Below are 20571 nucleotides of genomic sequence, written 5' to 3'. Positions count from 1 at the left end.
ACCCTAGAGATTCATCACAGAAATTCATCGGAAGAGGCGATCCAGGCCGTGGCCGAGTCTTCGAAAGGCGCATCCCCCGTCGACAGCGAGTCAGCCGTCGACCCCCTAGCCGCGTTCGGCGCGAACGAGTGGCTGGTGGACGAGATGTTCGAGCGCTACCAGCGCGACCCGAACAGCGTCGACAAGGTGTGGTGGGACTTCTTCAAGCACCACGAACCCAACGGCAACGGGAACACCGCGAAGCCCGCGACGAGCGCGCCCGCGCAGGCCCCGGCCGCCGCCCAGCCCGCGGCACCCGCCCAGGCGCCTGCGAAGGCTCCGGCGAAGGCCCCCGCCAGCGCTCCGGCCCCCGCTCGCGCCGCCGCCGACAAGGCCGCCGCGATCGCGAAGCCGTCGTCGGACACCGCCACCCGCGCGGACGCCCGCCCCACCCAGCCCTCGAGCACCAGCCCGGTGCCCAAGGAGCCGGAGAAGCCGGCCGAGGCCAAGGCCTCGGACCAGCCCACGTTCACCGTGCTGCGCGGCGCCCCCGCCCGCACCGTCCAGAACATGGACGCCAGCCTGACGGTCCCGACCGCCACCAGCGTCCGCTCGGTCCCGGTGAAGCTGCTCTGGGACAACCGCATCGTCATCAACAACCACCTGTCCCGCGCCCGCGGCGGCAAGGTGTCGTTCACGCACCTGATCGGCTACGCCCTGGTCAAGGCGCTGCGCACGATGCCCGAGATGAACGTCGGGTTCGACGTCGTCGACGGCAAGCCCACCCTGATCACGCCGGCGCACATCAACCTCGGCCTCGCGATCGACCTGCCCAAGCCCGACGGGACCCGCCAGCTCCTGGTGCCCTCGATCAAGGCCGCCGAGTCGATGGACTTCGCCGCGTTCTGGACGGCCTACGAGGAGATCGTCCGCAAGGCGCGCAACAACAAGCTCGCGGTCTCCGACTTCCAGGGCACCACGATCAGCCTGACCAACCCGGGCACCATCGGCACCAACCACTCCGTGCCGCGGCTGATGAAGGGCCAGGGCGCGATCATCGGCGTCGGCTCGATGGACTTCCCGCCGGAGTACCAGGGCGCGTCCGACGAGACGCTGAGCCGCAACGCGGTCAGCAGGGTCATGACGCTGACCTCGACCTACGACCACCGGGTCATCCAGGGCGCGCAGAGCGGCGAGTTCCTCAAGCGCGTGCACGCCCTCCTGCTCGGCGAGGACGACTTCTACGACGAGATCTTCCGGGCCCTGCGGATCCCCTACGAGCCGATCCGCTGGTCGCGCGACATCTCGGCCAGCCACGACGACGAGATCTCCAAGCAGGCCCGGATCCTCGAGCTGATCCACGCCTACCGGGTGCGCGGCCACATCATGGCCGACACCGACCCGCTGGAGTACCAGCAGCGCAGCCACCCCGACCTCGAGGTGGAGAGCCACGGCCTGACGCTGTGGGACCTCGACCGGGAGTTCGCCACCGGCTCGTTCGGCGGCGAGGGCCGGCGCTTCATGAAGCTCCGCAACATCCTCGGCATCCTGCGGGACTCCTACTGCCGCACCGTCGGCATCGAGTACATGCACATCCAGGACCCGGAGCAGCGTCGCTGGATCCAGCAGCGCGTCGAGCAGCCGCACGTGAAGCCGCCCCGCGAGGAGCAGCTGCGGATCCTGCTCAAGCTCAACCAGGCCGAGGCCTTCGAGACCTTCCTGCAGACCAAGTTCGTCGGCCAGAAGCGCTTCAGCCTCGAGGGCGGCGAGACGACCATCCCGCTGATCGACGAGATCTGCGAGGCGGCGGCTGAGGGCGGCCTCGACGAGGTCGCGATCGGCATGGCGCACCGTGGCCGGCTCAACGTGCTCGCGAACATCGTCGGCAAGAAGTACAGCCAGATCTTCCGCGAGTTCGAGGGCAACATCGACCCCCGCACCGTGCAGGGCTCCGGCGACGTGAAGTACCACCTCGGCGCCGAGGGCGAGTTCTCCGCCGGCAGCGGGGCGCGGGTCAAGGTGTCGGTGGCGGCGAACCCGTCCCACCTCGAGGCCGTCGACCCGGTCCTGGAGGGCATCGCCCGTGCCAAGCAGGACGTGCTCAACAAGGGCGCCGCGTTCCCGGTGCTCCCGCTGCTCGTGCACGGCGACGCGGCGTTCGCCGGCCAGGGCGTGGTCGCCGAGACGCTGAACCTCTCGCAGCTGCGCGGCTACCGCACCGGCGGCACCATCCACGTGGTGGTCAACAACCAGGTCGGCTTCACCACCTCGCCCGCCTCGTCGCGCTCCTCGCTCTACTGCACCGACGTGGCCCGCATGGTCCAGGCGCCGATCTTCCACGTGAACGGCGACGACCCCGAGGCCTGCATCCGGGTCGCGCGGCTCGCCTTCGAGTACCGCCAGGCGTTCAAGAAGGACGTCGTCATCGACCTGGTCTGCTACCGCCGTCGCGGTCACAACGAGGGCGACGACCCGTCGTACACGCAGCCGCTGATGTACGACCTCATCGAGCAGAAGCGCTCGGTGCGCAAGCTCTACACCGAGTCCCTGATCGGCCGCGGCGACATCACGGTCGAGGAGGCCGAGCAGGTGCTGCGCGACTACCAGCAGCAGCTCGAGCGGGTGTTCACCGAGGTGCGGGAGGCCAGCAAGGGCCCCACGGAGTGGACCACCGTGCCGGACTACCCCGAGAAGCACGGCTTCGAGGAGAGCACGGCGATCCCGATGGAGACCCTCAAGCGGATCTCCGACGCGCACGTCAACGCCCCCGAGGGCTTCACCGTGCACCCCAAGGTGCTCCCCCAGCTGCAGCGTCGGGCCGCCGCGATCAACGAGGGCCCCATCGACTGGGGCACCGGCGAGATCCTGGCGTTCGGCTCGCTGCTCATGGACGGTCGCCCGGTCCGGCTCTCCGGCCAGGACTCGCGCCGCGGCACCTTCGTGTCCCGCTTCGCGACCATCATCGACCGGCAGAACGCCGACGAGTGGACGCCGCTGGCCAACCTCACCGAGGAGCAGGCCCAGTTCTACGTCTACGACTCGCTGCTCTCGGAGTACGCCGTCCTCGGGTTCGAGTACGGCTACTCGGTGGCCCGTCCCGACGCGCTGGTGCTGTGGGAGGCGCAGTTCGGCGACTTCGTCAACGGCGCCCAGATCGTCATCGACGAGTTCATCACCGCCAGCCACACCAAGTGGCGCCAGCAGTCCGGCGTCGTGCTGCTGCTGCCGCACGGCTACGAAGGCCAGGGCCCGGACCACTCCTCGGCCCGCATCGAGCGGTTCCTCGCGATGGGCGCCGACGAGGCGTTCGTGGTGGCCCAGCCGTCGACCCCGGCGAGCTACTTCCACCTGCTGCGCAAGCACTCGCTGGGTGAGGAGCACCGTCCGCTGATCGTGTTCACCCCCAAGTCGATGCTCAAGCGCAAGGAGGCCGCGTCGCAGCCGAAGGACTTCACCGAGGGCACCTTCCGCCCGGTGGTCGGCGACGACCAGGTCGACGCGAGCAAGGTCGAGAAGGTGTTGCTGTGCAGCGGCCGGATCACCTGGGACCTGATGGTCGAGCGCAAGAAGCGGGAGGGCGACACCCCGCACACGGCGATCGTCCGCGTCGAGCAGCTCTACCCGCGTCCGGTCGAGGAGCTCAAGGCCGAGCTCGCGAAGTACCCGAACCTCCAGGAGGTCCGCTGGGTGCAGGACGAGCCCGCCAACATGGGCCCGTGGCCGCACATGGCCCTGAACCTCACGCCCGAGCTCGGCGGCATCCCGTTCTACCGGGTCTCCCGTCCGGAGTCCTCCTCCCCCTCGGTGGGCCAGCACTCGCGGCACATCGAGGAGCAGAAGGCGCTCATGCAGCAGGCGTTCAGCTGAGCCGTGTACTTCACCGACCGAGGGCTCGAGGAGCTCGAGAAGCGCCGCGGCGACGAGGAGGTCACGCTCGCCTGGGTGGCTGACCGCATGCAGGAGTTCGTGGACACCTTCCCGGAGTTCGAGATCCCGGTCGAGCGGCTGGCCACCTGGCTGGCCCGGCTCGACGACCCCGACGACGAGTGATCGACCAGCGCCCGGTCCGACGCATCACCGCGTCGGACCGCGCGCCGGAGTCGTACGTCGAGTGGCCGGCCTCCGTGCCGGCGGTGGAGCAGCTGCTGCGTGAGGGCTGGGACCTGCCCGGCGGGGTGACGCTGCTGGTCGGGGAGAACGGCAGCGGCAAGTCCACGATCGCGGGGCCGGCGCCAGCAAGTGGGGTTCTTCCTGCGCGCCGAGACGATGCACGGCTACTACAGCTACCTCGAGGACCACCCGAAGTCGAACGGCCGGCTCGAGCCGCGCTTCCACGAGATGAGCCACGGCGAGTCGTTCCTCGCGCTGCTCGGGTCGCGCTTCGACTCCCCCGGGCTGTACTGCCTCGACGAGCCCGAGGCCGCGCTGTCGTTCTCCGCGCAGATCGCCCTGGTCGGCACGCTGCACGAGCTCGCGGCCGGCGGGGCGCAGATCCTCTCGACCCACTCACCGCTGCTCGCGGCCCTCCCCGGCGCCCGGATCCTCGAGGTCGGACCGTGGGGGCTGCGCGAGGCGACGTACGAGGAGCTGGAGCTGGTCGCGCACTGGCGCCGCTACCTCGACGCCCCGATGCGCTACCTCCGGCACGTCCTCTGACCCCTCAGCGGGTGAAGACGACCTTGCCGAACAGGTCGCCGCCGGCCATCGCGGCGAACCCGTCGGCGGCCTGCTCCATGGGCAGCACCTGGTCGATCACCGGGCGTACGCCGCTCACGTCGAGCAGCTCGGTCAGGGAGGCGAGCTCCGAGCGGGTGCCCATCGTCGAGCCGATCACCCGCAGCTGCAGGAAGAACACCCGGGTCAGCTCGGCGTTGTCCACGTCGGGCCCGCTGGTCGTGCCGGAGATGACCAGGGTCCCGCCGGGACGCAGCGCCTTCACCGAGTGCGACCACGTCGCCTTGCCGACGGTCTCCATGACCGCGTCGACCCGACGGGGCAGCCGGGCGTTGCTCTCGAACACCTCGTGCGCGCCCAGGTCGAGCGCCCGCGTGCGCTTCGCCTCGTCGCGGCTGGTGGCGTAGACCCGCAGGCCCCCGGCGCGGCCCAGCGCGATCAGCGCCGTGGCGACACCGCCGCCGGCGCCCTGCACCAGCACGCTGTCCCCGGGCTTGAGGCCGCCTTGGGTGTACAGCATCCGGTAGGCCGTCAGCCACGCCGTGGGCAGGCAGGCGGCCTCCTCGAAGCTCAGCGAGGCGGGCTTGGGCACCACGTTGCGCCGCGGCACCACGACCTTGTCGGCGAACGTGCCCTGGTACCGCTCGCTGAGCAGCGACCGCTTGGGGTCCAGGGTCTCGTCGCCGGTCCAGGACGGGTCGCTGACCACGGCGTGCACGACGACCTCGTTGCCGTCCTCGTCGAGCCCGGCGGCGTCGCAGCCCAGGATCATCGGCAGCGCGTCCTGCTTGAGGCCCACCCCGCGCAGCGACCAGAGGTCGTGGTGGTTGAGGGAGGCGGCCTTGACGTCGATGGTCGTCCAGCCGTCCGGGGCGACCGGGTCGGGACGCTCCCCGACCGTCAGCGCGGACAGCGGCTCGTCGGAGGAGAAGGACTCTGCGTAGACGGCGAACATGACCCGACCCTAGCGACGGCACCCAGCCGTCAGCGGCGGGCCACGCCGTCGGCGCGGGCCGCGGCGGCGACCGCGGCGGAGACGGCCGGGCCGACACGCGGGTCGAACGGGGACGGGACGATGTAGTCCACGGCCAGGTCGTCGCCGACCAGGGCGGCCAGCGCGTTGGCGGCGGCGAGCTTCATGCCCTCGGTGATCGCGGTCGCCCGGACGTTGAACGCGCCCCGGAAGATCCCGGGGAACGCGAGCACGTTGTTGATCTGGTTCGGGTAGTCCGATCGGCCGGTCGCGACCACGCGGGCGTGCCGGGCCGCGACGTCGGGGTGCACCTCCGGCGTGGGGTTCGCCAGCCCGAAGATCACCGCGTCCGGGGCCATCCGGGCGACGACCTCCTCGGGCACGTTGCCGCCGGAGACGCCGATGTAGACGTCCGCGCCGTCGAGCGCGTCGGCGAGCAGCCCGGTGCGCCCGGTCCGGTCGGCGGTGTCGACGGCCAGGGCCAGCTTGACCGGGGTGAGGTCACCGCGGGCCGAGTGCAGCACGCCGCGACGGTCGGTCACCGCGAGGTCGGTGACGCCGGCCGCGAGCAGGATCCGGGCCACCGCGACCCCGGCCGCCCCGGCCCCGGAGATCACGATCCGCGCGGTGGTGACGTCGCGCCCGGTGATCCGCAGCGCGCCCTCCAGCGCGGCCAGCGCCACGACCGCCGTACCGTGCTGGTCGTCGTGGAAGACCGGGATGTCGAGCAGGTCCTTGAGCCGCTGCTCGATCTCGAAGCAGCGCGGCGCCGAGATGTCCTCGAGGTTGATCCCGCCGAAGCTCGGCGCGAGCCGGACGACGGTCTCCACGATCTCGTCGACGTCCTGGGTGGCCAGGCAGAGGGGGACGGCGTCCACGCCGCCGAACTGCTTGAACAGGACCGCCTTGCCCTCCATCACCGGCATCGCCGCGGCCGGGCCGATGTCACCCAGGCCGAGCACGGCGGTGCCGTCGGTCACGACGGCGACCGTGTTCGAGACCCAGGTGTAGTCGTCGACCAGGTCGGGTTCGGCGGCGATCGCCTCGCACACGCGGGCGACGCCCGGGGTGTAGGCCATCGAGAGGTCGTCCCGGCCGTCGAGCGCGACGGTCGAGGCGATCTCCATCTTGCCGCCCCGGTGCAGGTCGAACACCGGGTCGGCCGCGCGGGCGGCGGCGGGGTCCGTGGGCTCAGGAGTCTGTGACATCGAGGCAAGGCAACCATGCGGGCGGCCCCGCTGTCTCGGGTGGTGCGGTCCGCGAGACGGGTGTGACCCGCTCCACACTCAGCCGGGGCGCCGCAGCGGCCACACGCGCAGCCGGACCACGGCCAGCACGTCGGCCTCGGGGATCGCCCCGACCTGCCAGGAGTCGACGCCCTCGTCCGGGTTGTCCCGCTCCACCCACCAGCCGCCGTCCCGGCGCATCGTGGCGCGCTTGACCGCCACCACCCCGTCGGGCAGGCGTACGACGACCAGGTCACCGGGCCGCGGCGCCGCGCCGTGCCGCACGAGCAGCCGGTCACCGTCGCGCAGGGTGGGCCGCATCGACCGTCCGCGGACCACCGCGAGGCCCCACGTCGCGAGCTCGCGACGCATGCGGGACGGGTGCATGGGTACCTCGATCCCTCTCGTACGCCGCCTGTCGGCCCTCCGGAACGCACGACGTCGACCCGGAGTAGTGTCGCTGTCGGCGTCATCATCTCAGTAACGAAAGGACCCGCATGTTCGCGCGAATCTTCGCTCAGACCCTCGAAGTCCAGGCCCACTGCGATCTGCCCTGCGGCGTCTACGACCCGGCACAGGCACGCATCGAGGCCGAGTCGATCAAGGGCATCATCGCCAAGGTCGACGAAAACGACGACCCCGACTTCCGCACCCGCGCCATCTTGATCAAGGAGCAGCGGGCCGAGCTGGTCAAGCACCACCTCTGGGTGCTGTGGACCGACTACTTCAAGCCCCCGCACTTCGAGAAGTACCCCCAGCTGCACCAGCTCGTGAACGAGGCCACCAAGCTCGCCGGCGCGACCGGCGCGAAGGGCTCGCTCGACGCCAAGGTGGCCGACGACCTGCTGGCCAAGATCGACGAGATTGCCGAAATCTTCTGGGAGACCAAGAAGTCCTGACAGACTTCACCCTGTCTCCGCCGAAGGACAGCAACGAACGACGCAGAAGGAGGGTCGGGCGCAGGCGCGTCCGGCCTTCCTTCGCGCTAGAGCGACGAAGGGTTAACGACTCCGTGGGACAGAAACACCCGGACGTGGAGCTGCGCATCCCGGCCGACAGCGCCTACCTGGCCGTGCTCCGCACCGCCACCGCCGGCCTCGCGGCCCGTCTCGACTTCACCCTCGACGACATCGAGGACCTGCGGATCGCCGTGGACGAGGCGTGCGCGATGGTCCTCCCGCAGGCCCGCGAGCACTCGGACCTGACCTGCACGTTCGACCTCGAGCCCACCCGGCTCACGGTGGCCGTGACCGCGCTGTGCGACTCCCCGCGCCCGCCCAACCGGGACGGCTTCGCCTGGACCGTGCTCGCCGCGCTCACCAACGAGGTCACGGCGGACGTCGACGGGGACCGGCTCACCGTGACGCTCGCGCGCGGAACCACCGACGCGGAGTAGGGGCGTGATCGGGGGCTCTCGACAGCACCACGGAGACCTGACCCAGATGCGGGCCAGGAGCGCCGAGCTGTTCGCACGCCTGCGCGAGGACGGTGCCAGCGAGGCGGAGCGGAGCCACTACCGCGACCAGCTGGTGCACCTGCACCTGCCGCTGGTCGAGCACTTCGCCCGCCGCTTCCTGAACCGCGGCGAGCCGTTCGACGACCTGCTGCAGGTGGGCACCATCGGCCTGATCAAGGCGATCGACCGGTTCGACACCGAGCGCGGCGTGGAGTTCTCGACGTACGCCACGCCCACGATCGTGGGCGAGATCAAGCGGCACTTCCGGGACCGCGGCTGGGCGATCCGGGTGCCCCGCCGGCTCCAGGAGCTGCGGCTGTCGATCACCACCGCGACCGCCGACCTCACCCAGCAGCACGGCCGCTCCCCCACCATCTCCGAGCTGGCGGTGCGCATCGGCGTGTCGGACGAGGAGATCCTCGAGGGCCTCGAGTCCTCGAACGCCTACTCCACGCTCTCACTGGACGCGCCGGACTCCGGCGACGACAGCGCGCTGTCGATGATCGACGTGATCGGCGGCGACGACGAGGCCCTGGAGCACGTCGAGAACCGCGAGACCATCAAGCCGCTCCTCGAGGCGCTGGACCCCCGCGAGAAGCACATCTTGACCCTGCGGTTCTTCCGCGGGATGACCCAGTCGCAGATCGCCGCGGAGATCGGCATCTCCCAGATGCACGTCTCGCGGCTGCTGGCCCGCACCCTCGCCCGGCTGCGCGACTCGCTCGAGGCCGAGTCGCTCCCCGGCGACTGACGCGCCGGGACCCTAGGGCCGGTCGGCCTCCTCGACCGCACGCAGCGAGGCCGGGTGGAACACCCCGACGAGCACGACGACCGCGACCACGGTGAGCACCACCGAGATGACCGCGGTCGCCCCGGTCCGGAAGCTCCAGGCCACGCCGAGCTGGATCAGCTGGGCGAGCACGACCGGCGCCCGGGTCCAGGACTGCAGCCGGTAGAGCAGCCAGGCGAACACCGCCAGCCCGACGCCGTACAGCGCGAAGAACAGCGAGGTGGTCAGTCCCATGGTGAGCTTGCTGGTCTCCAGCGAGCGCAGCTCGACGACGCCGAAGATCACCAGCGAGACCGCCTCGAGCCCGACGAGGGAGCACGCGACGACGAGCGGGGGCGGCACGCGGCGCCGGTCGGGGCTCGGCAGCGGCGGCTGGGCGGGGGTGGTCACGGTCGAGCATGCTACGCACCGCCCCGCGCCCCGCGCCCCGCGCCCCGCGCCCGCCGCCCGGCCAAGCCGTTACCCGTCGCTGCCCGGTTCACACGGCTACGGGAAAAACCCGCCGCGCGGCCTAGATGAGACTGGGAAACGGGTATCAGGTCCGTTACTGTCATCGGCTGTGACCAACGTGACGATCACGAAGGGTTGAACGAGCACCGAACTCTTGCGAGGCTTGTCATCGGTCATCAGGCGTATGGACCTGTCACGATGGTGATCTCCCACCTCCTGCCCCACCGGGCGGAGGCAGGAGCTGCTCGTGAAAGCGTTCACAACGGGGGAACGCCCATACCGAACGACCAATGGTCGGCCACCGCCGCCACCCCTCGACTGAAGGAGTCGTCCGCCATGGATTGGCGCCACCGCTCTGCGTGCCTCGAAGAGGACCCGGAGCTGTTCTTCCCGATCGGCAACACCGGTCCGGCCATCCTACAGATCGAGGAAGCCAAGCAGGTGTGCCGTCGTTGCGACGTGCGCGAACAGTGCCTCGCATGGGCCCTCGAGGCCGGGCAGGACCACGGTGTCTGGGGCGGGATGAGCGAGGACGAGCGCCGCGCGCTCAAGCGTCGCAACGCCCGTGCCAAGGTCCGCACCGCCTAGACCGACCGATCGACGTCCCGCTCGATCGGGACGTCGATCATCACCCGGGTGCCGCCCTGCGGCCCCGGCCCCATCTCGAGGACCCCGTCGAGCTCGGACTCGACGAGGGTCCGGACGATCGACAGCCCGAGGCTCGTCGACCCCGCGAGGTCGAACCCGGCCGGCAGTCCCCGCCCGTCGTCGACCACGGTCACCTGCAACCGGCCCGGGCGACGCCGGGCGGTGACCGTGATGGCGCCCGCGCCCTCCCCGAAACCGTGCTCGACGGCGTTCTGGAGCACCTCGGTGAGCACCATGGCCAGCGGGGTGGCCACCTCCGCGGTCAGCGTCCCGAACCGGCCCTCGCGCCGTGAGGACACCGTCGCCCCGCGCGAGCTGACCTCGGTGACCATCACCCGCAGCCGGTCCGCGACGTCGTCGAAGTCGACGTACTCGTCGAAGGCCTGGCTCAGCGTCTCGTGCACGATCGCGATCGAGCCGACCCGGCGGACCGCCTCCTCGAGGGCCTCGCGGCCCTCCGGCGACTCGATCCGACGGGCCTGGAGCCGCAGCAGCGCCGCGACGGTCTGCAGGTTGTTCTTCACCCGGTGGTGGATCTCGCGGATCGTGGCGTCCTTGGTGACCAGCTCCCGGTCGCGGCGGCGCAGGTCGGTGACGTCTCGCAGCAGCACCAGCGCACCCAGGTGCTCGCCGGTCGGCCGCAGCGGGATCGCCCGGAGGATCAGGGTGGTGTCCTCGGTGCCGGTCTCCGTGTCGCGGGGGGCCGTGCCGCCGAGCACCGCGCTCAGCGTCTCCTCGTCGGGACGGCGACCGGGCGGCACCAGCGAGCGGGTGGTCTCGGCGAGGTCGAGGCCGGTCAGGTCCGCCGAGAGCCCGAGCCGGCGGTAGACCGACAGCGCGTTGGGGCTGGCGTAGGTGACCCGGCCGGCCGCGTCGATCCGCACGAAGCCGTCCCCCACCCGGGGCGAGTCCGCGTGGTCCGAGCGCTGCCCGGGGAACGGGAAGTGCCCGCCCGCGATCATCTGGGCGAGGTCGGTGGCGGTCTGCAGGTAGGCCAGCTCCAGCCGGCTGGGCGTGCGCACCCCGAGCAGGTTGGTGTTGCGGGCGATGACCCCCAGGATCCTGCTCCCCCGGCGGACCGGGATCGCCTCCACCCGCACCGGGATGTCGTCGCGCCACTCCGGGTCGCCCTCGCGGGCCACCCGCTCGTGCTCGTGGGCCGAGTCGATCAGCGGCCGGCGGCCCTTCGGCACGAACGCTCCGACCAGGTCGTCGACGTACGCCGTGGGGCCGGTCGTCGGACGCATCTGGGCCGCCGCCCAGTAGCCGGAGCCCTCCCGGTCGGGCAGCCAGAGCACCAGGTCCGCGAACGAGAGGTCGGCGATGATCTGCCAGTCGGCGAGGAGCAGCTGGAGCCACGCCACGTCCTCGGCGTCGAGGTCGGTGTGGGCCCGGACGAGCTCGGTCAGCGACGGCACGCAGGTCAGCATAGGAGGGCCGGGCACCCGGTCGGCCCGCTCCTGCCGGGCGTGGACGGCAGTGAGAGGATGCCCCCATGGAAGCGGCGTTCTGGGACCGGGTGGTGGCCGAGGGCCACCGGCTCCCGACCGACCTCCCGCTCGCCGACCTGACCGTCGAGCTGACCACGATGCTCGGCTCCGCGGACCCCTACCAGCGGGACATGGTCGCCTTCCCCACCCTGGCCGCCTGGGTCTCCGAGGGCGTGTACGACGACCTGCTGGAGGGCCTCGGCGACGGCATGACCGCCGGCCTCGCGGTGGGCCTCGGCGAGGACGGCACCGACACCGTGTTCCGCCGCAGCTTCTCGGCGCTCGTGCTCGCCGTCGTGCTCGAGCGGGCCGGCACCCTGGCGGGCACCGGGGCGGGCCTGCCGGACGACACGCTGCTCCGCTGGGGCGACCGCCTCGCGGGCTGGCTGGTGCGCGAGCGGGACCTGCGCGGGTTCGTGCTGGGCAAGGGCTGGGCGCACGCCCTGGCGCACGGCGCCGACGCGCTCGGCGCGCTCGCCGAGGCCCCGGTGATGGGCCGCCTGGAGCTCACCGTGCTGCTCGACGTGATCGCGGACCGGCTGCTCGAGCCGACCCGGTCCCGGCTGGTGCACGGCGAGGACGACCGGTTCGCCGCCGCGACGCTGTGCATCCTGCGCCGCGACCTGGTGGGCATGGAGGTGCTGGAGCCGTGGGTGGCCCGCCTCGCGGACCTGTCCACGCCGACCCCCGAGGGGGTCGACGACCCTTTCCTGGTGACCGGCAACGTGCAGTCCTACCTGCGCGCCCTGCACCTGCAGCTGGCGCTCGCCCCGCGGTCCCCGGCCTGCCGGGCCGACCTCCTGCTGGTGCTGATCGGGCACCTCCGCGCGGCGAACCCCACCTACCTGCAGTAGCCATCTGCCCTGGATGTGGCTACGGTCGCTGCGGTTGTCTGCTCACTCGGAGGTGGAACGCACATGTCGCAACGTAACCCCGCGTCCGACGGGTCCGGGTCTCCCCCGCGACGTCGCGCCACCGGCACCTGGGCGGTGGTCGCCGTGCTGCTCGGCATCGGCATCGTCGTCCCGCTGCTCGTCGGCCTCTACGACCGCGAGACGCCCACGCTGTGGGGCTTCCCGTTCTTCTACTGGTTCCAGTTCGCGATGATCCCGGTGGTCTCCGTGCTCACCTTCGTGGCGTTCCGGCTGTCGCTGTCCGCGACCGCCAAGGACCGACCGACCTTCGGCCTCCCCGCCGAGCCCGAGTCCCCGGAGGACGACCGATGAAGGACGTCAACGGCGTCGAGCTGGGCATCTTCCTGTTCTTCTTCCTGCTGGTCACCGTGATGGGCTTCCTGGCCGCGCGCTGGCGGCGCGCGGACTCCATGGACAGCCTCGACGAGTGGGGCCTGGGCGGCCGCGGCTTCGGCACGTTCATCTCGTGGTTCCTGATCGGCGGCGACATCTACACCGCCTACACGTTCATCGCGGTGCCGGCGACGCTGTACGCCGGCTCCGTGGTCGGGTTCTTCGCGGTGCCCTACACGATCGTGCTCTACCCGATCATCTTCATCTTCCTGCCGCGGTTCTGGTCGGTCTCGCACCGGCACGGCTACGTCACCCCCGCCGACTTCGTGCGCGGCCGCTTCGACTCCAAGCCGCTCGCCCTCGCGGTGGCGGTCACCGGCCTGCTCGCGACGATGCCCTACATCGCCCTGCAGCTGGTCGGCATCCAGGTGGTGCTCGAGATCATGGGCATCGGCGGCGACGCGAGCTCCTCCTGGCTCGAGAGGGACGCTCCTCTGCTGATCGCGTTCGCGGTGCTGGCGGCGTACACCTACGCCTCGGGGCTGCGGGCGCCGGCGCTGATCGCGTTCGTCAAGGACGGCCTGATCTACCTCGTGATCATCGTGGCGGTGTTCTACCTGCCCTCCCAGCTCGGCGGCTGGGACAACATCTTCGCCTCGGCGCGGGACTCCTTCCACGGCCTTCAACACCGAGAACGCCGACGCGATCGCCGCCGGCACGGCCCAGGCCAAGGGCATCATGCCGCCGCCGGCCGCGCACTGGGCCTACGCGTCGCTGGCCCTCGGCTCGGCGCTGGCGCTGTTCATGTACCCGCACTCGCTGACCGGCGTGCTCGCGTCGAAGAACCGCTCGGTGATCCGCCGCAACGCCGCGCTGCTGCCGGCGTACTCCTTCCTGCTCGGCCTGCTGGCGCTGCTCGGCTTCGCGGCCATCGCCGCCGGCATCAAGGTGGACAACCCGCAGCAGTCGGTGCCGGCGCTGTTCGAGTCGCAGTTCCCGAGCTGGTTCGCCGGCATCGCGTTCGCGGCCATCGCGATCGGCGCGCTCGTGCCGGCCGCGATCATGTCGATCGCGGCGGCGAACCTCTGGACACGCAACATCTACAAGGCGTTCATCAACCCGGCGGCCACCCCCAAGCAGGAGGCCCAGCAGAGCAAGCTGATCTCCCTGGTCGTGAAGTTCGGCGCGCTGGCCTTCGTGCTCGGCCTGGGCACCCAGGAGGCGATCAACTTCCAGCTGCTCGGCGGCGTGTGGATCCTCCAGACGATGCCGGCGCTGGTCTTCTCGCTCTACACCCGCTGGTTCCACCGCAACGCGCTGCTCGCGGGCTGGGCGGTCGGGATGGTCTACGGCACCTGGACGGCCTACATGGTCCCGGCGGTCGGCAAGCCCGGGTCGCACTTCGGCGGCCCGCTGCAGCTGATCCCGTTCACCGACACCAAGGGCTACATCGCGCTGACCGCGTTCGCGATCAACGTGGTCGTGGCGGTGCTGCTGACGCTCGTGTTCCGGGCGATGAAGCTCCCGGAGGGCACCGACGAGACGTCGCCGTCCGACTACCACGCGGACGCCGGCGACCGGGGCGTCGAGGACGTGCTGGAAGGCGAGCCGGGCACCGCACCGACCACCCCGTAACCTCCGGGTATGACCGACGTCACCTCCCTCCAGGGCCACGGCGGCGACCACGCCGTCGCCGTCGCGGCCGCGCACGGCGTGGACACGCTGTTCACGCTGTCCGGCGCCCACGTCTTCCCGATGTACGACGGCGCCGTCAAGGCCGAGCCGCCGATGCGGATCCTCGACGTGCGGCACGAGCAGACCGCCGTGTTCGCCGCCGAGGCCGTCGGCAAGCTGACCCGGGTGCCGGGGCTGGCCGTGCTGACGGCCGGTCCCGGTGTTACCAACGGGGTCAGCGCCGTCACCCAGGCGCAGTTCAGCGGCTCGCCGCTGGTCGTCGTGGGCGGACGGGCGCCGGAGAACCGCTGGGGCACGGGCAGCCTGCAGGAGCTCGACCACCCGCCGCTGCTCGCGACTGTCACCAAGTCCGCCCGGACCGTGGCGCGGGTCGGCGAGATCGCCGGCGCGGTCGGCGAGGCGTTCACGCTGGCCGGCTCCTCGCACCGGGGGCCGACCTTCCTCGACGTACCGATGGACCAGTTCTTCGACCAGGCCACCGTCGACCTCCCCGCCGTCGGGCCCCGGCAGCGGCTCGAGGCCGACCCGGACGCGCTGGCCCGCGTCGGGAAGCTGCTCGCCGAGGCCGCGCGCCCGCTGCTGGTGCTGGGCACCGATGTCTGGGCGGACGGGGCCGAGGAGGCCGCGCTGCGCTTCGTGGAGGAGACCGGCGTCCCGGTCGTCACCAACGGCATGGGCCGCGGCGTGGTCCCCGGCGGCCACCCGCTGCTGGTCACCAAGGCACGCTCGAAGGCGTTCGGCACCGCCGACCTGGTCGTGGTGGTCGGGACCCCGCTGGACTTCCGGCTCGGCTACGGCGTCTTCGGCGGCAAGGACGGCGCACCCCAGGCCCAGGTCGTGCACCTCGCCGACTCCCCCGGCCAGGTGTCGGGGCACGCCGAGCTGGCGGCCTCCGCGTCCGGCGACCTGACCTCGGTCCTCGACGGCGTGCAGGCGGCCCTGGAGGCGCAGCCGCACCGGCCGGACTGGTCCACCTGGCTCGGCGACCTGCAGGCCGGCGTCGCCGCCGCCGTGGAGCGGGACTCCGCGCTGCTGCGGTCCGAGGCCGACCCGATCCACCCGGCCCGCATCTACGGCGAGCTGGTGCCCCGCCTGGCCGACGACTCCGTGGTGATCGGGGACGGCGGCGACTTCGTGTCCTTCGCCGGCAAGTTCGTCGAGCCGAGGCGCCCCGGCGGTTGGCTGGACCCCGGCCCCTACGGCTGCCTCGGCGCCGGGCTGGGGGCCGCGATCGCCGCCCGCCTCGCCCGGCCCTCGGCGCAGGTCGTGCTGCTGCTCGGCGACGGCGCGGCGGGGATGTCGCTGATGGACGTGGACACCCTGGTCCGCCACGACCTGCCGGTGGTGATGGTCTGCGGCAACAACTCCGCGTGGGGGCTGGAGAAGGGCCCGATGCAGATGCTCTACGGGTACGACGTCGCGGCCGACCTCGCCCCGCAGACCCGCTACGACCAGGTCGTCACCGCGCTCGGCGGGGGCGGTGAGACGGTCACCGACCCGGCCCAGATCGGCCCGGCCCTGGACCGGGCGTTCGCCGCCGGCACGCCCTACCTCGTCAACGTCATCACGGACGTGGACGCGGCCTACCCGCGCGCCACGTTCGGGGTGTGAGCGCGCCGTGACGGTGACCGTGCGGCCCGCGCACGTCGACGAGCTCCGCGAGGTCGGCCGGCTGACGGTCGCGGCGTACGTCGCCGACGGGGTGCTGGTCGAGGACGACCCCTACGCCGCCCACCTGCGCGACGCGGTGACCCGCTCCCGCGAGGCCGAGGTGTACGTCGCGGAGGTCACCGGCGAACTGGCCGGGACCGTGACGTTCTGCCCGCAGGGGTCGCCGTGGAGCGAGGTCGCCGGGCAGGACGAGGGCGAGTTCCGGATGCTCGCCGTCGCGCCGGCGTTCCGGCGGCGCGGCGTCGGCGAGGCGCTGGTCGGCGTCTGCCTCGAGCGGTCCCGGGAGCTGGGCTACACCGCGGTGCTGCTCTGCAGCCTCCCGGAGCAGGCCGACGCGCACCGCATCTACGAGCGGCTCGGTTTCCGCCGGCTGCCCGAGCGCGACTGGTCGCCCTCCCCGGGGTTCGAGCTGCTGGCGTTCCGTCTCGCCCTGTGAGCGTGTCGCAGACACGGGAGCCGCCGGCTCAGTAGCGTTTTCGGTGCCGGCCCCGGACCGCTCGGGACCCTGTCGCTGGGAGTCTCTGGTGGAGCAGACCGCACGGCCGGAGGCGACCCAGCTGGTCGACCACTGGGGCTGGCGCCCCGACTGGCACGTCGAGCGGCCGTGCCTGATGTGGTACCTCACCTTCGAGGACCAGCCGGAGCTCGCCGACCTCGCGCGCCGCTCGCACGAGCGGCTGCGGCCGCTGGCCGCCGTCGACCTGATCCCCGTGCCCTGGCTGCACCTCACCCTCGACGAGGTGGGCTTCGTCGACGCGCTCGCGCCCGACGACGTGGACCGGGTGGTCGAGTCCGTGCGCGCCGTGATCGAGGACTGGCGGTCCGGCCCGATCCACCTCGGCCCGGTCACCACGATGGAGGACGCGATCGTCCTCGCGGCCACCTCGGCCGCCGACCTCGACGAGCTCTGCGGCCGGCTGCGCACCGCGACGACCGCGGTGCTTGCCCGCGACCCCGGCTACGAGCCGCTGCCCTTCTGGGGGCACGTCAGCCTGGCCTACACGAACCAGCCGTGCGACGCGGCGTCGGTGCTGGCCGCGCTGGCGACGCTGGCCGGGGAGACGCTGACCGTCTCGGTCCCCCGGCTGACGCTCGCCGCGGTCACCCGCCGCGACCGGCACTACCAGTGGAGCGTGCGCGCCTCCCTGCCGCTCACGGCCTAGGCAGCCGGGCCAGGAACCGATCGCGGTCCACGACCACCCGGGTCACCTCGCCGTGCGCGACGACCTTGTCGTCCGGCGCCTGCTCGGCGACCACCTCGAAGCGCAGCAGCCGCCCGTCGACGTACACCACGGTGGCGGTGACCCGGACCGCGGCACCGACCGTGCTGGCGCCGACGTGCTCGAGCTGGACGCGGGTCCCGACGCTGGTCTGCTCGTCGGCCAGCGCCCCCTCCAGCGCCGCGCAGGTGGCCGCCTCGCACCAGGCGAGCAGCCGGGGCGTGGCCAGCACCTCGAGGCTCCCCGACCCCAGGGCGAGGGCCGTGTCGTCGTCGGTGACCGTGAACTCCAGGGTCGCGCTGTCTCCGGTCGTGGTCGGCGTCTGCATCCGGCCATCCTGCCCGATTCGCCTCAGTCCACGACCGGATGCGAGAATGGTCCGCGCCCTGACCGTCACGGTCGGGGTTGCTGACTGATCAGCGTTGAGGAGGACACCATGGGTAAGACCGGCCGCAAGCGCCGCGCCCGCAAGAAGAAGGCCGCGAACCACGGTAAGCGCCCCAACGCCTGATCCAGGCGTTTCTTGCGCAGCACGCGCACAGCAGAAGACCCCGGAGCCGAGAAGGCAACGGGGTCTTCGTGCGTCCGGGGTCAGACGTCGGTGATCTCCACCTGGACCTGACGGATCCGCAGCAGCACCTTGTCGCGCAGCGTCTCGGGCGCGTGCTCGGAGCAGGACCGCTGGACCAGCGCCTTCACGGTGCGCTCGAGGTCGTACTTCTGCAGGCACGGCCCGCACTCCTCGAGGTGCACCTGGATCTCGGAGAAGTCCGCGGTGGGGAGCTCGTTGTCGATGAAGAAGAAGACCCGCTCGAGAACCTCGGAGCAGTCCTTGTCGTGGGGGCTGCCGCAGCTCATGACGGGTCCCCCTTCGGCGCTGTGCCCGCCGCGGACAGGCCGCGGTTCTGGGCGTAGTCCGAGAGCTTCTCGCGCAGCTGGCGCCGGCCGCGGTGCAGCCGGGACATGACGGTTCCGATCGGGGTGTCCATGATCTCCGCGATCTCCTTGTACGGGAATCCCTCGACGTCCGCGAGGTACACCGCGAGCCGGAAGTCCTCCGGAAGCTGCTGGAGGGCGTCCTTCACGTCGCTGTCGGGGAGGTGGTCCAGCGCCTCGGCCTCGGCCGACTTCAGCCCGGTCGAGGAGTGCGACTCGGCGCGGGCGAGCTGCCAGTCCTCGACGTCCTCGGCCATCGACTGCTGGGGCTCACGCTGCTTCTTGCGGTAGGTGTTGATGAAGGTGTTGGTGAGGATCCGGTACAGCCAGGCCTTCAGGTTCGTGCCGGGCTTGAACTGGTGGAACGCCGCGAAGGCCTTGGCGAACGTCTCCTGGACCAGGTCCTCGGCGTCGGCCGGGTTGCGGGTCATCCGCATCGCGGCCGAGTAGAGCTGGTCGAGGTACTGCATGGCGTCTGCCTCGAAACGCAGCGACCGTTCGGCCTCGGTCTCCGTGGCGACGTCGACCTCGGGAGCGAGGTCCGGTGCGGGGATGTCAGTCATTGCCTCCCAGCCTACCGGCAGGGTGGGGTACGACGACCGTCCGCTCCTTCGTGGCCGAACGCCGCAGGTGCTGCTCGCTGACATCCTGCTCCCTTCGCGAGTGTGCTGCTGGTGAGTCGATCACTTGGCCCAACGCGTCATCGTGGGATCTGATTCCCGGCCGCGCCGACCACGTCGCGGACCACGAACTCGAGCACCGCCTCGACGATGATCGCCATCGCCTCCTCGTCGGTGACCGGTCCCCGCCGGGGGACCTTGAAGCCGTGGTCCGCTCCCGGCACGACCGTCAGCTCGAGGTCGGACGGGAACTCCTCGGGCCGGCCGAAGGCGTCCCGCTCCCCCTGGACGACCAGCGCCGGGACCCGCACGGCCTGCAGCTCGTCGAGCCGTGAGCGCTCCGGCCGGCCGGGCGGGTGCAGCGGGAACGCGAGGGCGACGAACCCCGACGCACCGAGCTCGCGGGCGGTGCGCGCGGCGGACCGGGCCCCCGCCGAGCGCCCGCCGACGACGAGCGGGGTGCGCACCCGGAGCTTGTCGGCGGCCGCGACGAAGCACTCGTCGAGCACCGCGGGACGGGGGGCGATCTTCTTGCCGGCGACCCGCCAGGGCTGCTCGACGCGCACCACGGAGATGCCGTTGCGCGGCAGGGCGGCGGCGAGCGCGGCGAGGTCGGCGGACTCCACTCCCCCGCCCGCGCCGTGCCCGAGCAGCAGCGTCGCGACCGGGTGCCGCGACCGGTCGCGGTGCAGACGGGCGTCGCCGTGCGGGGTGGCCACGATCGAGACGTCGGTCATGCGGAGGGCTCGGTCTGCAGCGCGTCGAGCAGCTCGGGCCCGTTGTTGCGCACGTTGTTGACCTGGGTGCTGACCGGGTAGGCCTCGAGCCGTCCCGGTGCAGCGGGCACCAGCAGCCCGGTGAGCTCGTCGACCGCGGAGACCGAGGGGTCGAGCCAGGCGGCGTACCGCTCGGGCTCCACCAGCAGCGGCATCCGGTCGTGGATGTGCCCGACCGCGTCCTCGGCGGTGGTGGTCAGCACCGTGCAGGTCCAGCTGAACCGCGCCGGGTCGTCGTCCTCGCGGGTGGGGTCCCGCCAGATCTCGTAGAGCCCGGCCATCGCCAGCACGCCGCCGTCGGCGGGGTGGATGAAGAACGGCTGCTTCCACGGGCTTCCCGGCCTTGGTCCGCTGCTCGGTGGCGTACCACTCGTAGTAGCCGTCGGCGGGCAGCAGGCAGCGCCGCGACGCGAACGCCCGCCGGAAGGCCGGCTTCTCGTGGACCGTCTCCATGCGCGCGTTGATCAGCCGGCTGCCGATCGAGGGGTCCTTGGCCCAGAACGGCACCAGACCCCACTTCAGCGTGCGCAACTGGCGCTCGGACGGGCCGGCCTTGTCCTCCGACGACTGCGGGCGCTGCACCACGGCGTACACCTGCTTGGTGGGCGCGACGTTGTAGTCCGGCACGAGGGTCTCGGCGACCTCGACCTTGTCGATCTCGAACTCCTCGACGAGGTCCTCCGGCTTCCGGCTGGACGCGTAGCGGCCACACATGGGGCC

24 protein-coding genes and 2 pseudogenes are annotated in these 20571 nt (G+C 71.7%); 15 read left to right on the top strand and 11 right to left on the bottom strand.

Annotation, left to right across the window (positions count from 1 at the left end):
• Positions 1-48: 48 nt before the first annotated feature.
• The 3 genes from KRR39_RS03480 to KRR39_RS03470 all read left to right on the top strand — a co-directional run bounded on the left by KRR39_RS03480 (position 49) and on the right by KRR39_RS03470 (position 4635).
• The gene (locus tag KRR39_RS03480) at positions 49-3846 is read left to right on the top strand and encodes a multifunctional oxoglutarate decarboxylase/oxoglutarate dehydrogenase thiamine pyrophosphate-binding subunit/dihydrolipoyllysine-residue succinyltransferase subunit (protein ID WP_302053544.1); all 3798 of its coding nucleotides are present in this window, start codon (positions 49-51) and stop codon (positions 3844-3846) included.
• A gap of 3 nt (positions 3847-3849) precedes the next feature.
• On the top strand, positions 3850-4029 hold the full coding sequence (locus tag KRR39_RS03475; RefSeq protein WP_216940765.1) for a DUF6104 family protein: 180 nt from the start codon (positions 3850-3852) through the stop codon (positions 4027-4029).
• Positions 4030-4218: 189 nt separating this feature from the next.
• Positions 4219-4635: an AAA family ATPase gene (locus KRR39_RS03470; RefSeq protein ID WP_254185483.1), complete on the top strand. Its 417-nt coding sequence runs from the start codon at positions 4219-4221 to the stop codon at positions 4633-4635.
• Positions 4636-4639: 4 nt separating this feature from the next.
• On the opposite strand, the gene KRR39_RS03465 is transcribed toward KRR39_RS03470, so the two are convergent.
• The 3 genes from KRR39_RS03465 to KRR39_RS03455 all read right to left on the bottom strand — a co-directional run bounded on the left by KRR39_RS03465 (position 4640) and on the right by KRR39_RS03455 (position 7239).
• Positions 4640-5608: a zinc-binding dehydrogenase gene (locus KRR39_RS03465; protein WP_216940764.1), complete on the bottom strand. Its 969-nt coding sequence runs from the start codon at positions 5606-5608 to the stop codon at positions 4640-4642.
• A 29-nt stretch (positions 5609-5637) separates the two neighbouring features.
• Complete coding sequence (locus KRR39_RS03460; protein ID WP_216940763.1) at positions 5638-6834, bottom strand: NAD(P)-dependent malic enzyme; 1197 nt, start codon at positions 6832-6834, stop codon at positions 5638-5640.
• 78 nt (positions 6835-6912) lie between these two features.
• Positions 6913-7239: a S24 family peptidase gene (locus KRR39_RS03455; RefSeq protein ID WP_254185482.1), complete on the bottom strand. Its 327-nt coding sequence runs from the start codon at positions 7237-7239 to the stop codon at positions 6913-6915.
• Positions 7240-7349: 110 nt separating this feature from the next.
• On the opposite strand from KRR39_RS03455, the gene sodN reads away from it, so the two are divergent.
• From sodN to KRR39_RS03440, 3 genes are all read left to right on the top strand, one after another.
• Positions 7350-7751, top strand: coding sequence for a superoxide dismutase, Ni (gene sodN, locus KRR39_RS03450; RefSeq protein WP_216940762.1), 402 nt, complete (start codon positions 7350-7352; stop codon positions 7749-7751).
• A 113-nt stretch (positions 7752-7864) separates the two neighbouring features.
• Entirely contained in the window at positions 7865-8248 is a 384-nt protein-coding gene (locus KRR39_RS03445; protein ID WP_216940761.1) for an ATP-binding protein, read from the top strand.
• 46 nt (positions 8249-8294) lie between these two features.
• Positions 8295-9059: an RNA polymerase sigma factor SigF gene (locus KRR39_RS03440; RefSeq protein WP_216940760.1), complete on the top strand. Its 765-nt coding sequence runs from the start codon at positions 8295-8297 to the stop codon at positions 9057-9059.
• A 12-nt stretch (positions 9060-9071) separates the two neighbouring features.
• On the opposite strand, the gene KRR39_RS03435 is transcribed toward KRR39_RS03440, so the two are convergent.
• The gene (locus KRR39_RS03435; RefSeq protein WP_216940759.1) at positions 9072-9488 is read right to left on the bottom strand and encodes a hypothetical protein; all 417 of its coding nucleotides are present in this window, start codon (positions 9486-9488) and stop codon (positions 9072-9074) included.
• 396 nt (positions 9489-9884) lie between these two features.
• Here KRR39_RS03435 and KRR39_RS03430 point away from each other — a divergent pair, with 396 nt between their 5' ends.
• Positions 9885-10136: a WhiB family transcriptional regulator gene (locus tag KRR39_RS03430; RefSeq protein ID WP_216942326.1), complete on the top strand. Its 252-nt coding sequence runs from the start codon at positions 9885-9887 to the stop codon at positions 10134-10136.
• On the opposite strand, the gene KRR39_RS03425 is transcribed toward KRR39_RS03430, so the two are convergent.
• Positions 10133-11614 carry a sensor histidine kinase gene (locus KRR39_RS03425; protein WP_216940758.1) on the bottom strand — a complete coding sequence of 494 codons (1482 nt, stop codon included), beginning with the start codon at positions 11612-11614 and terminating at the stop codon, positions 10133-10135. The genes KRR39_RS03430 and KRR39_RS03425 overlap by 4 nt on opposite strands.
• Positions 11615-11691: 77 nt before the next feature.
• On the opposite strand from KRR39_RS03425, the gene KRR39_RS03420 reads away from it, so the two are divergent.
• The 7 genes and pseudogenes from KRR39_RS03420 to KRR39_RS03395 all read left to right on the top strand — a co-directional run bounded on the left by KRR39_RS03420 (position 11692) and on the right by KRR39_RS03395 (position 17462).
• A complete protein-coding gene (locus tag KRR39_RS03420) occupies positions 11692-12540 on the top strand; it encodes a DUF2785 domain-containing protein (RefSeq protein ID WP_216940757.1) in 849 nt (282 codons plus the stop codon).
• A 63-nt stretch (positions 12541-12603) separates the two neighbouring features.
• A complete protein-coding gene (locus KRR39_RS03415; protein ID WP_216940756.1) occupies positions 12604-12912 on the top strand; it encodes a DUF3311 domain-containing protein in 309 nt (102 codons plus the stop codon).
• Positions 12909-13532 (top strand): annotated as a pseudogene (locus tag KRR39_RS25515) (sodium:solute symporter family transporter); the annotation flags it as partial. The gene KRR39_RS03415 and the pseudogene KRR39_RS25515, both read left to right, overlap by 4 nt.
• Before the next feature lie 139 nt (positions 13533-13671).
• Entirely contained in the window at positions 13672-14568 is an 897-nt protein-coding gene (locus KRR39_RS25510) for a sodium:solute symporter family transporter (RefSeq protein WP_302053543.1), read from the top strand.
• Between the two features lie 9 nt (positions 14569-14577).
• Positions 14578-16239 carry an acetolactate synthase gene (locus KRR39_RS03405; protein WP_216940755.1) on the top strand — a complete coding sequence of 554 codons (1662 nt, stop codon included), beginning with the start codon at positions 14578-14580 and terminating at the stop codon, positions 16237-16239.
• Between the two features lie 7 nt (positions 16240-16246).
• On the top strand, positions 16247-16735 hold the full coding sequence (locus KRR39_RS03400) for a GNAT family N-acetyltransferase (protein ID WP_216940754.1): 489 nt from the start codon (positions 16247-16249) through the stop codon (positions 16733-16735).
• Positions 16736-16823: 88 nt separating this feature from the next.
• Positions 16824-17462, top strand: coding sequence for a 2'-5' RNA ligase family protein (locus KRR39_RS03395; RefSeq protein ID WP_216940753.1), 639 nt, complete (start codon positions 16824-16826; stop codon positions 17460-17462).
• Here KRR39_RS03395 and KRR39_RS03390 read toward each other — a convergent pair.
• On the bottom strand, positions 17452-17847 hold the full coding sequence (locus KRR39_RS03390; protein WP_216940752.1) for a thioesterase family protein: 396 nt from the start codon (positions 17845-17847) through the stop codon (positions 17452-17454). The two genes, KRR39_RS03395 and KRR39_RS03390, sit on opposite strands and share 11 nt — an antisense overlap.
• Before the next feature lie 108 nt (positions 17848-17955).
• Between KRR39_RS03390 and KRR39_RS26480 the strand changes: the two genes are divergently transcribed.
• The gene (locus KRR39_RS26480; protein ID WP_371863162.1) at positions 17956-18030 is read left to right on the top strand and encodes a 50S ribosomal protein bL37; all 75 of its coding nucleotides are present in this window, start codon (positions 17956-17958) and stop codon (positions 18028-18030) included.
• A gap of 80 nt (positions 18031-18110) precedes the next feature.
• Here KRR39_RS26480 and rsrA read toward each other — a convergent pair whose 3' ends face one another.
• From rsrA to KRR39_RS24270, 5 genes and pseudogenes are all read right to left on the bottom strand, one after another.
• Positions 18111-18377, bottom strand: a complete 267-nt coding sequence (rsrA, locus tag KRR39_RS03385) for a mycothiol system anti-sigma-R factor (protein ID WP_216940751.1) — start codon at positions 18375-18377, stop codon at positions 18111-18113.
• Complete coding sequence (locus KRR39_RS03380; RefSeq protein ID WP_216940750.1) at positions 18374-19018, bottom strand: sigma-70 family RNA polymerase sigma factor; 645 nt, start codon at positions 19016-19018, stop codon at positions 18374-18376. Before KRR39_RS03380 ends, rsrA begins: the two co-directional genes overlap by 4 nt.
• 137 nt (positions 19019-19155) lie before the next feature.
• Complete coding sequence (locus KRR39_RS03375) at positions 19156-19812, bottom strand: alpha/beta hydrolase family protein (RefSeq protein ID WP_216940749.1); 657 nt, start codon at positions 19810-19812, stop codon at positions 19156-19158.
• A complete protein-coding gene (locus KRR39_RS24275) occupies positions 19809-20132 on the bottom strand; it encodes an SOS response-associated peptidase (protein WP_254185812.1) in 324 nt (107 codons plus the stop codon). The genes KRR39_RS03375 and KRR39_RS24275 overlap by 4 nt, the downstream gene beginning before the upstream one ends.
• A 124-nt stretch (positions 20133-20256) precedes the next feature.
• Positions 20257-20565, bottom strand: a pseudogene (locus KRR39_RS24270) (SOS response-associated peptidase family protein); the annotation flags it as partial.
• Between the last annotated feature and the right edge of the window lie 6 nt (positions 20566-20571).

Source organism: Nocardioides panacis (genome assembly GCF_019039255.1).
Taxonomy (GTDB): Bacteria; Actinomycetota; Actinomycetes; order Propionibacteriales; family Nocardioidaceae; genus Nocardioides_B; species Nocardioides_B panacis.
Note: the sequence above shows the minus strand (reverse complement) of the source record. Positions and strands in the feature narration are given on the sequence as shown.

Bases quoted from the DNA above. Each gene is read 5' to 3' on its own strand.
- KRR39_RS03465 (WP_216940764.1), bottom strand. From the start codon at position 5,608: ATGTTCGCCGTCTACGCAGAGTCCTTCTCCTCCGACGAGCCGCTGTCC.
- KRR39_RS03460 (WP_216940763.1), bottom strand. From the start codon at position 6,834: ATGTCACAGACTCCTGAGCCCACGGACCCCGCCGCCGCCCGCGCGGCC.
- KRR39_RS03455 (WP_254185482.1), bottom strand. From the start codon at position 7,239: ATGCACCCGTCCCGCATGCGTCGCGAGCTCGCGACGTGGGGCCTCGCG.
- sodN (WP_216940762.1), top strand. From the start codon at position 7,350: ATGTTCGCGCGAATCTTCGCTCAGACCCTCGAAGTCCAGGCCCACTGC.
- KRR39_RS03440 (WP_216940760.1), top strand. From the start codon at position 8,295: ATGCGGGCCAGGAGCGCCGAGCTGTTCGCACGCCTGCGCGAGGACGGT.
- KRR39_RS03430 (WP_216942326.1), top strand. From the start codon at position 9,885: ATGGATTGGCGCCACCGCTCTGCGTGCCTCGAAGAGGACCCGGAGCTG.
- KRR39_RS03420 (WP_216940757.1), top strand. From the start codon at position 11,692: ATGGAAGCGGCGTTCTGGGACCGGGTGGTGGCCGAGGGCCACCGGCTC.
- KRR39_RS03415 (WP_216940756.1), top strand. From the start codon at position 12,604: ATGTCGCAACGTAACCCCGCGTCCGACGGGTCCGGGTCTCCCCCGCGA.
- KRR39_RS25510 (WP_302053543.1), top strand. From the start codon at position 13,672: ATGCCGCCGCCGGCCGCGCACTGGGCCTACGCGTCGCTGGCCCTCGGC.
- KRR39_RS03405 (WP_216940755.1), top strand. From the start codon at position 14,578: ATGACCGACGTCACCTCCCTCCAGGGCCACGGCGGCGACCACGCCGTC.
- KRR39_RS03390 (WP_216940752.1), bottom strand. From the start codon at position 17,847: ATGCAGACGCCGACCACGACCGGAGACAGCGCGACCCTGGAGTTCACG.
- rsrA (WP_216940751.1), bottom strand. From the start codon at position 18,377: ATGAGCTGCGGCAGCCCCCACGACAAGGACTGCTCCGAGGTTCTCGAG.
- KRR39_RS03380 (WP_216940750.1), bottom strand. From the start codon at position 19,018: ATGACTGACATCCCCGCACCGGACCTCGCTCCCGAGGTCGACGTCGCC.
- KRR39_RS03375 (WP_216940749.1), bottom strand. From the start codon at position 19,812: ATGACCGACGTCTCGATCGTGGCCACCCCGCACGGCGACGCCCGTCTG.
- KRR39_RS24275 (WP_254185812.1), bottom strand. From the start codon at position 20,132: ATGGCCGGGCTCTACGAGATCTGGCGGGACCCCACCCGCGAGGACGAC.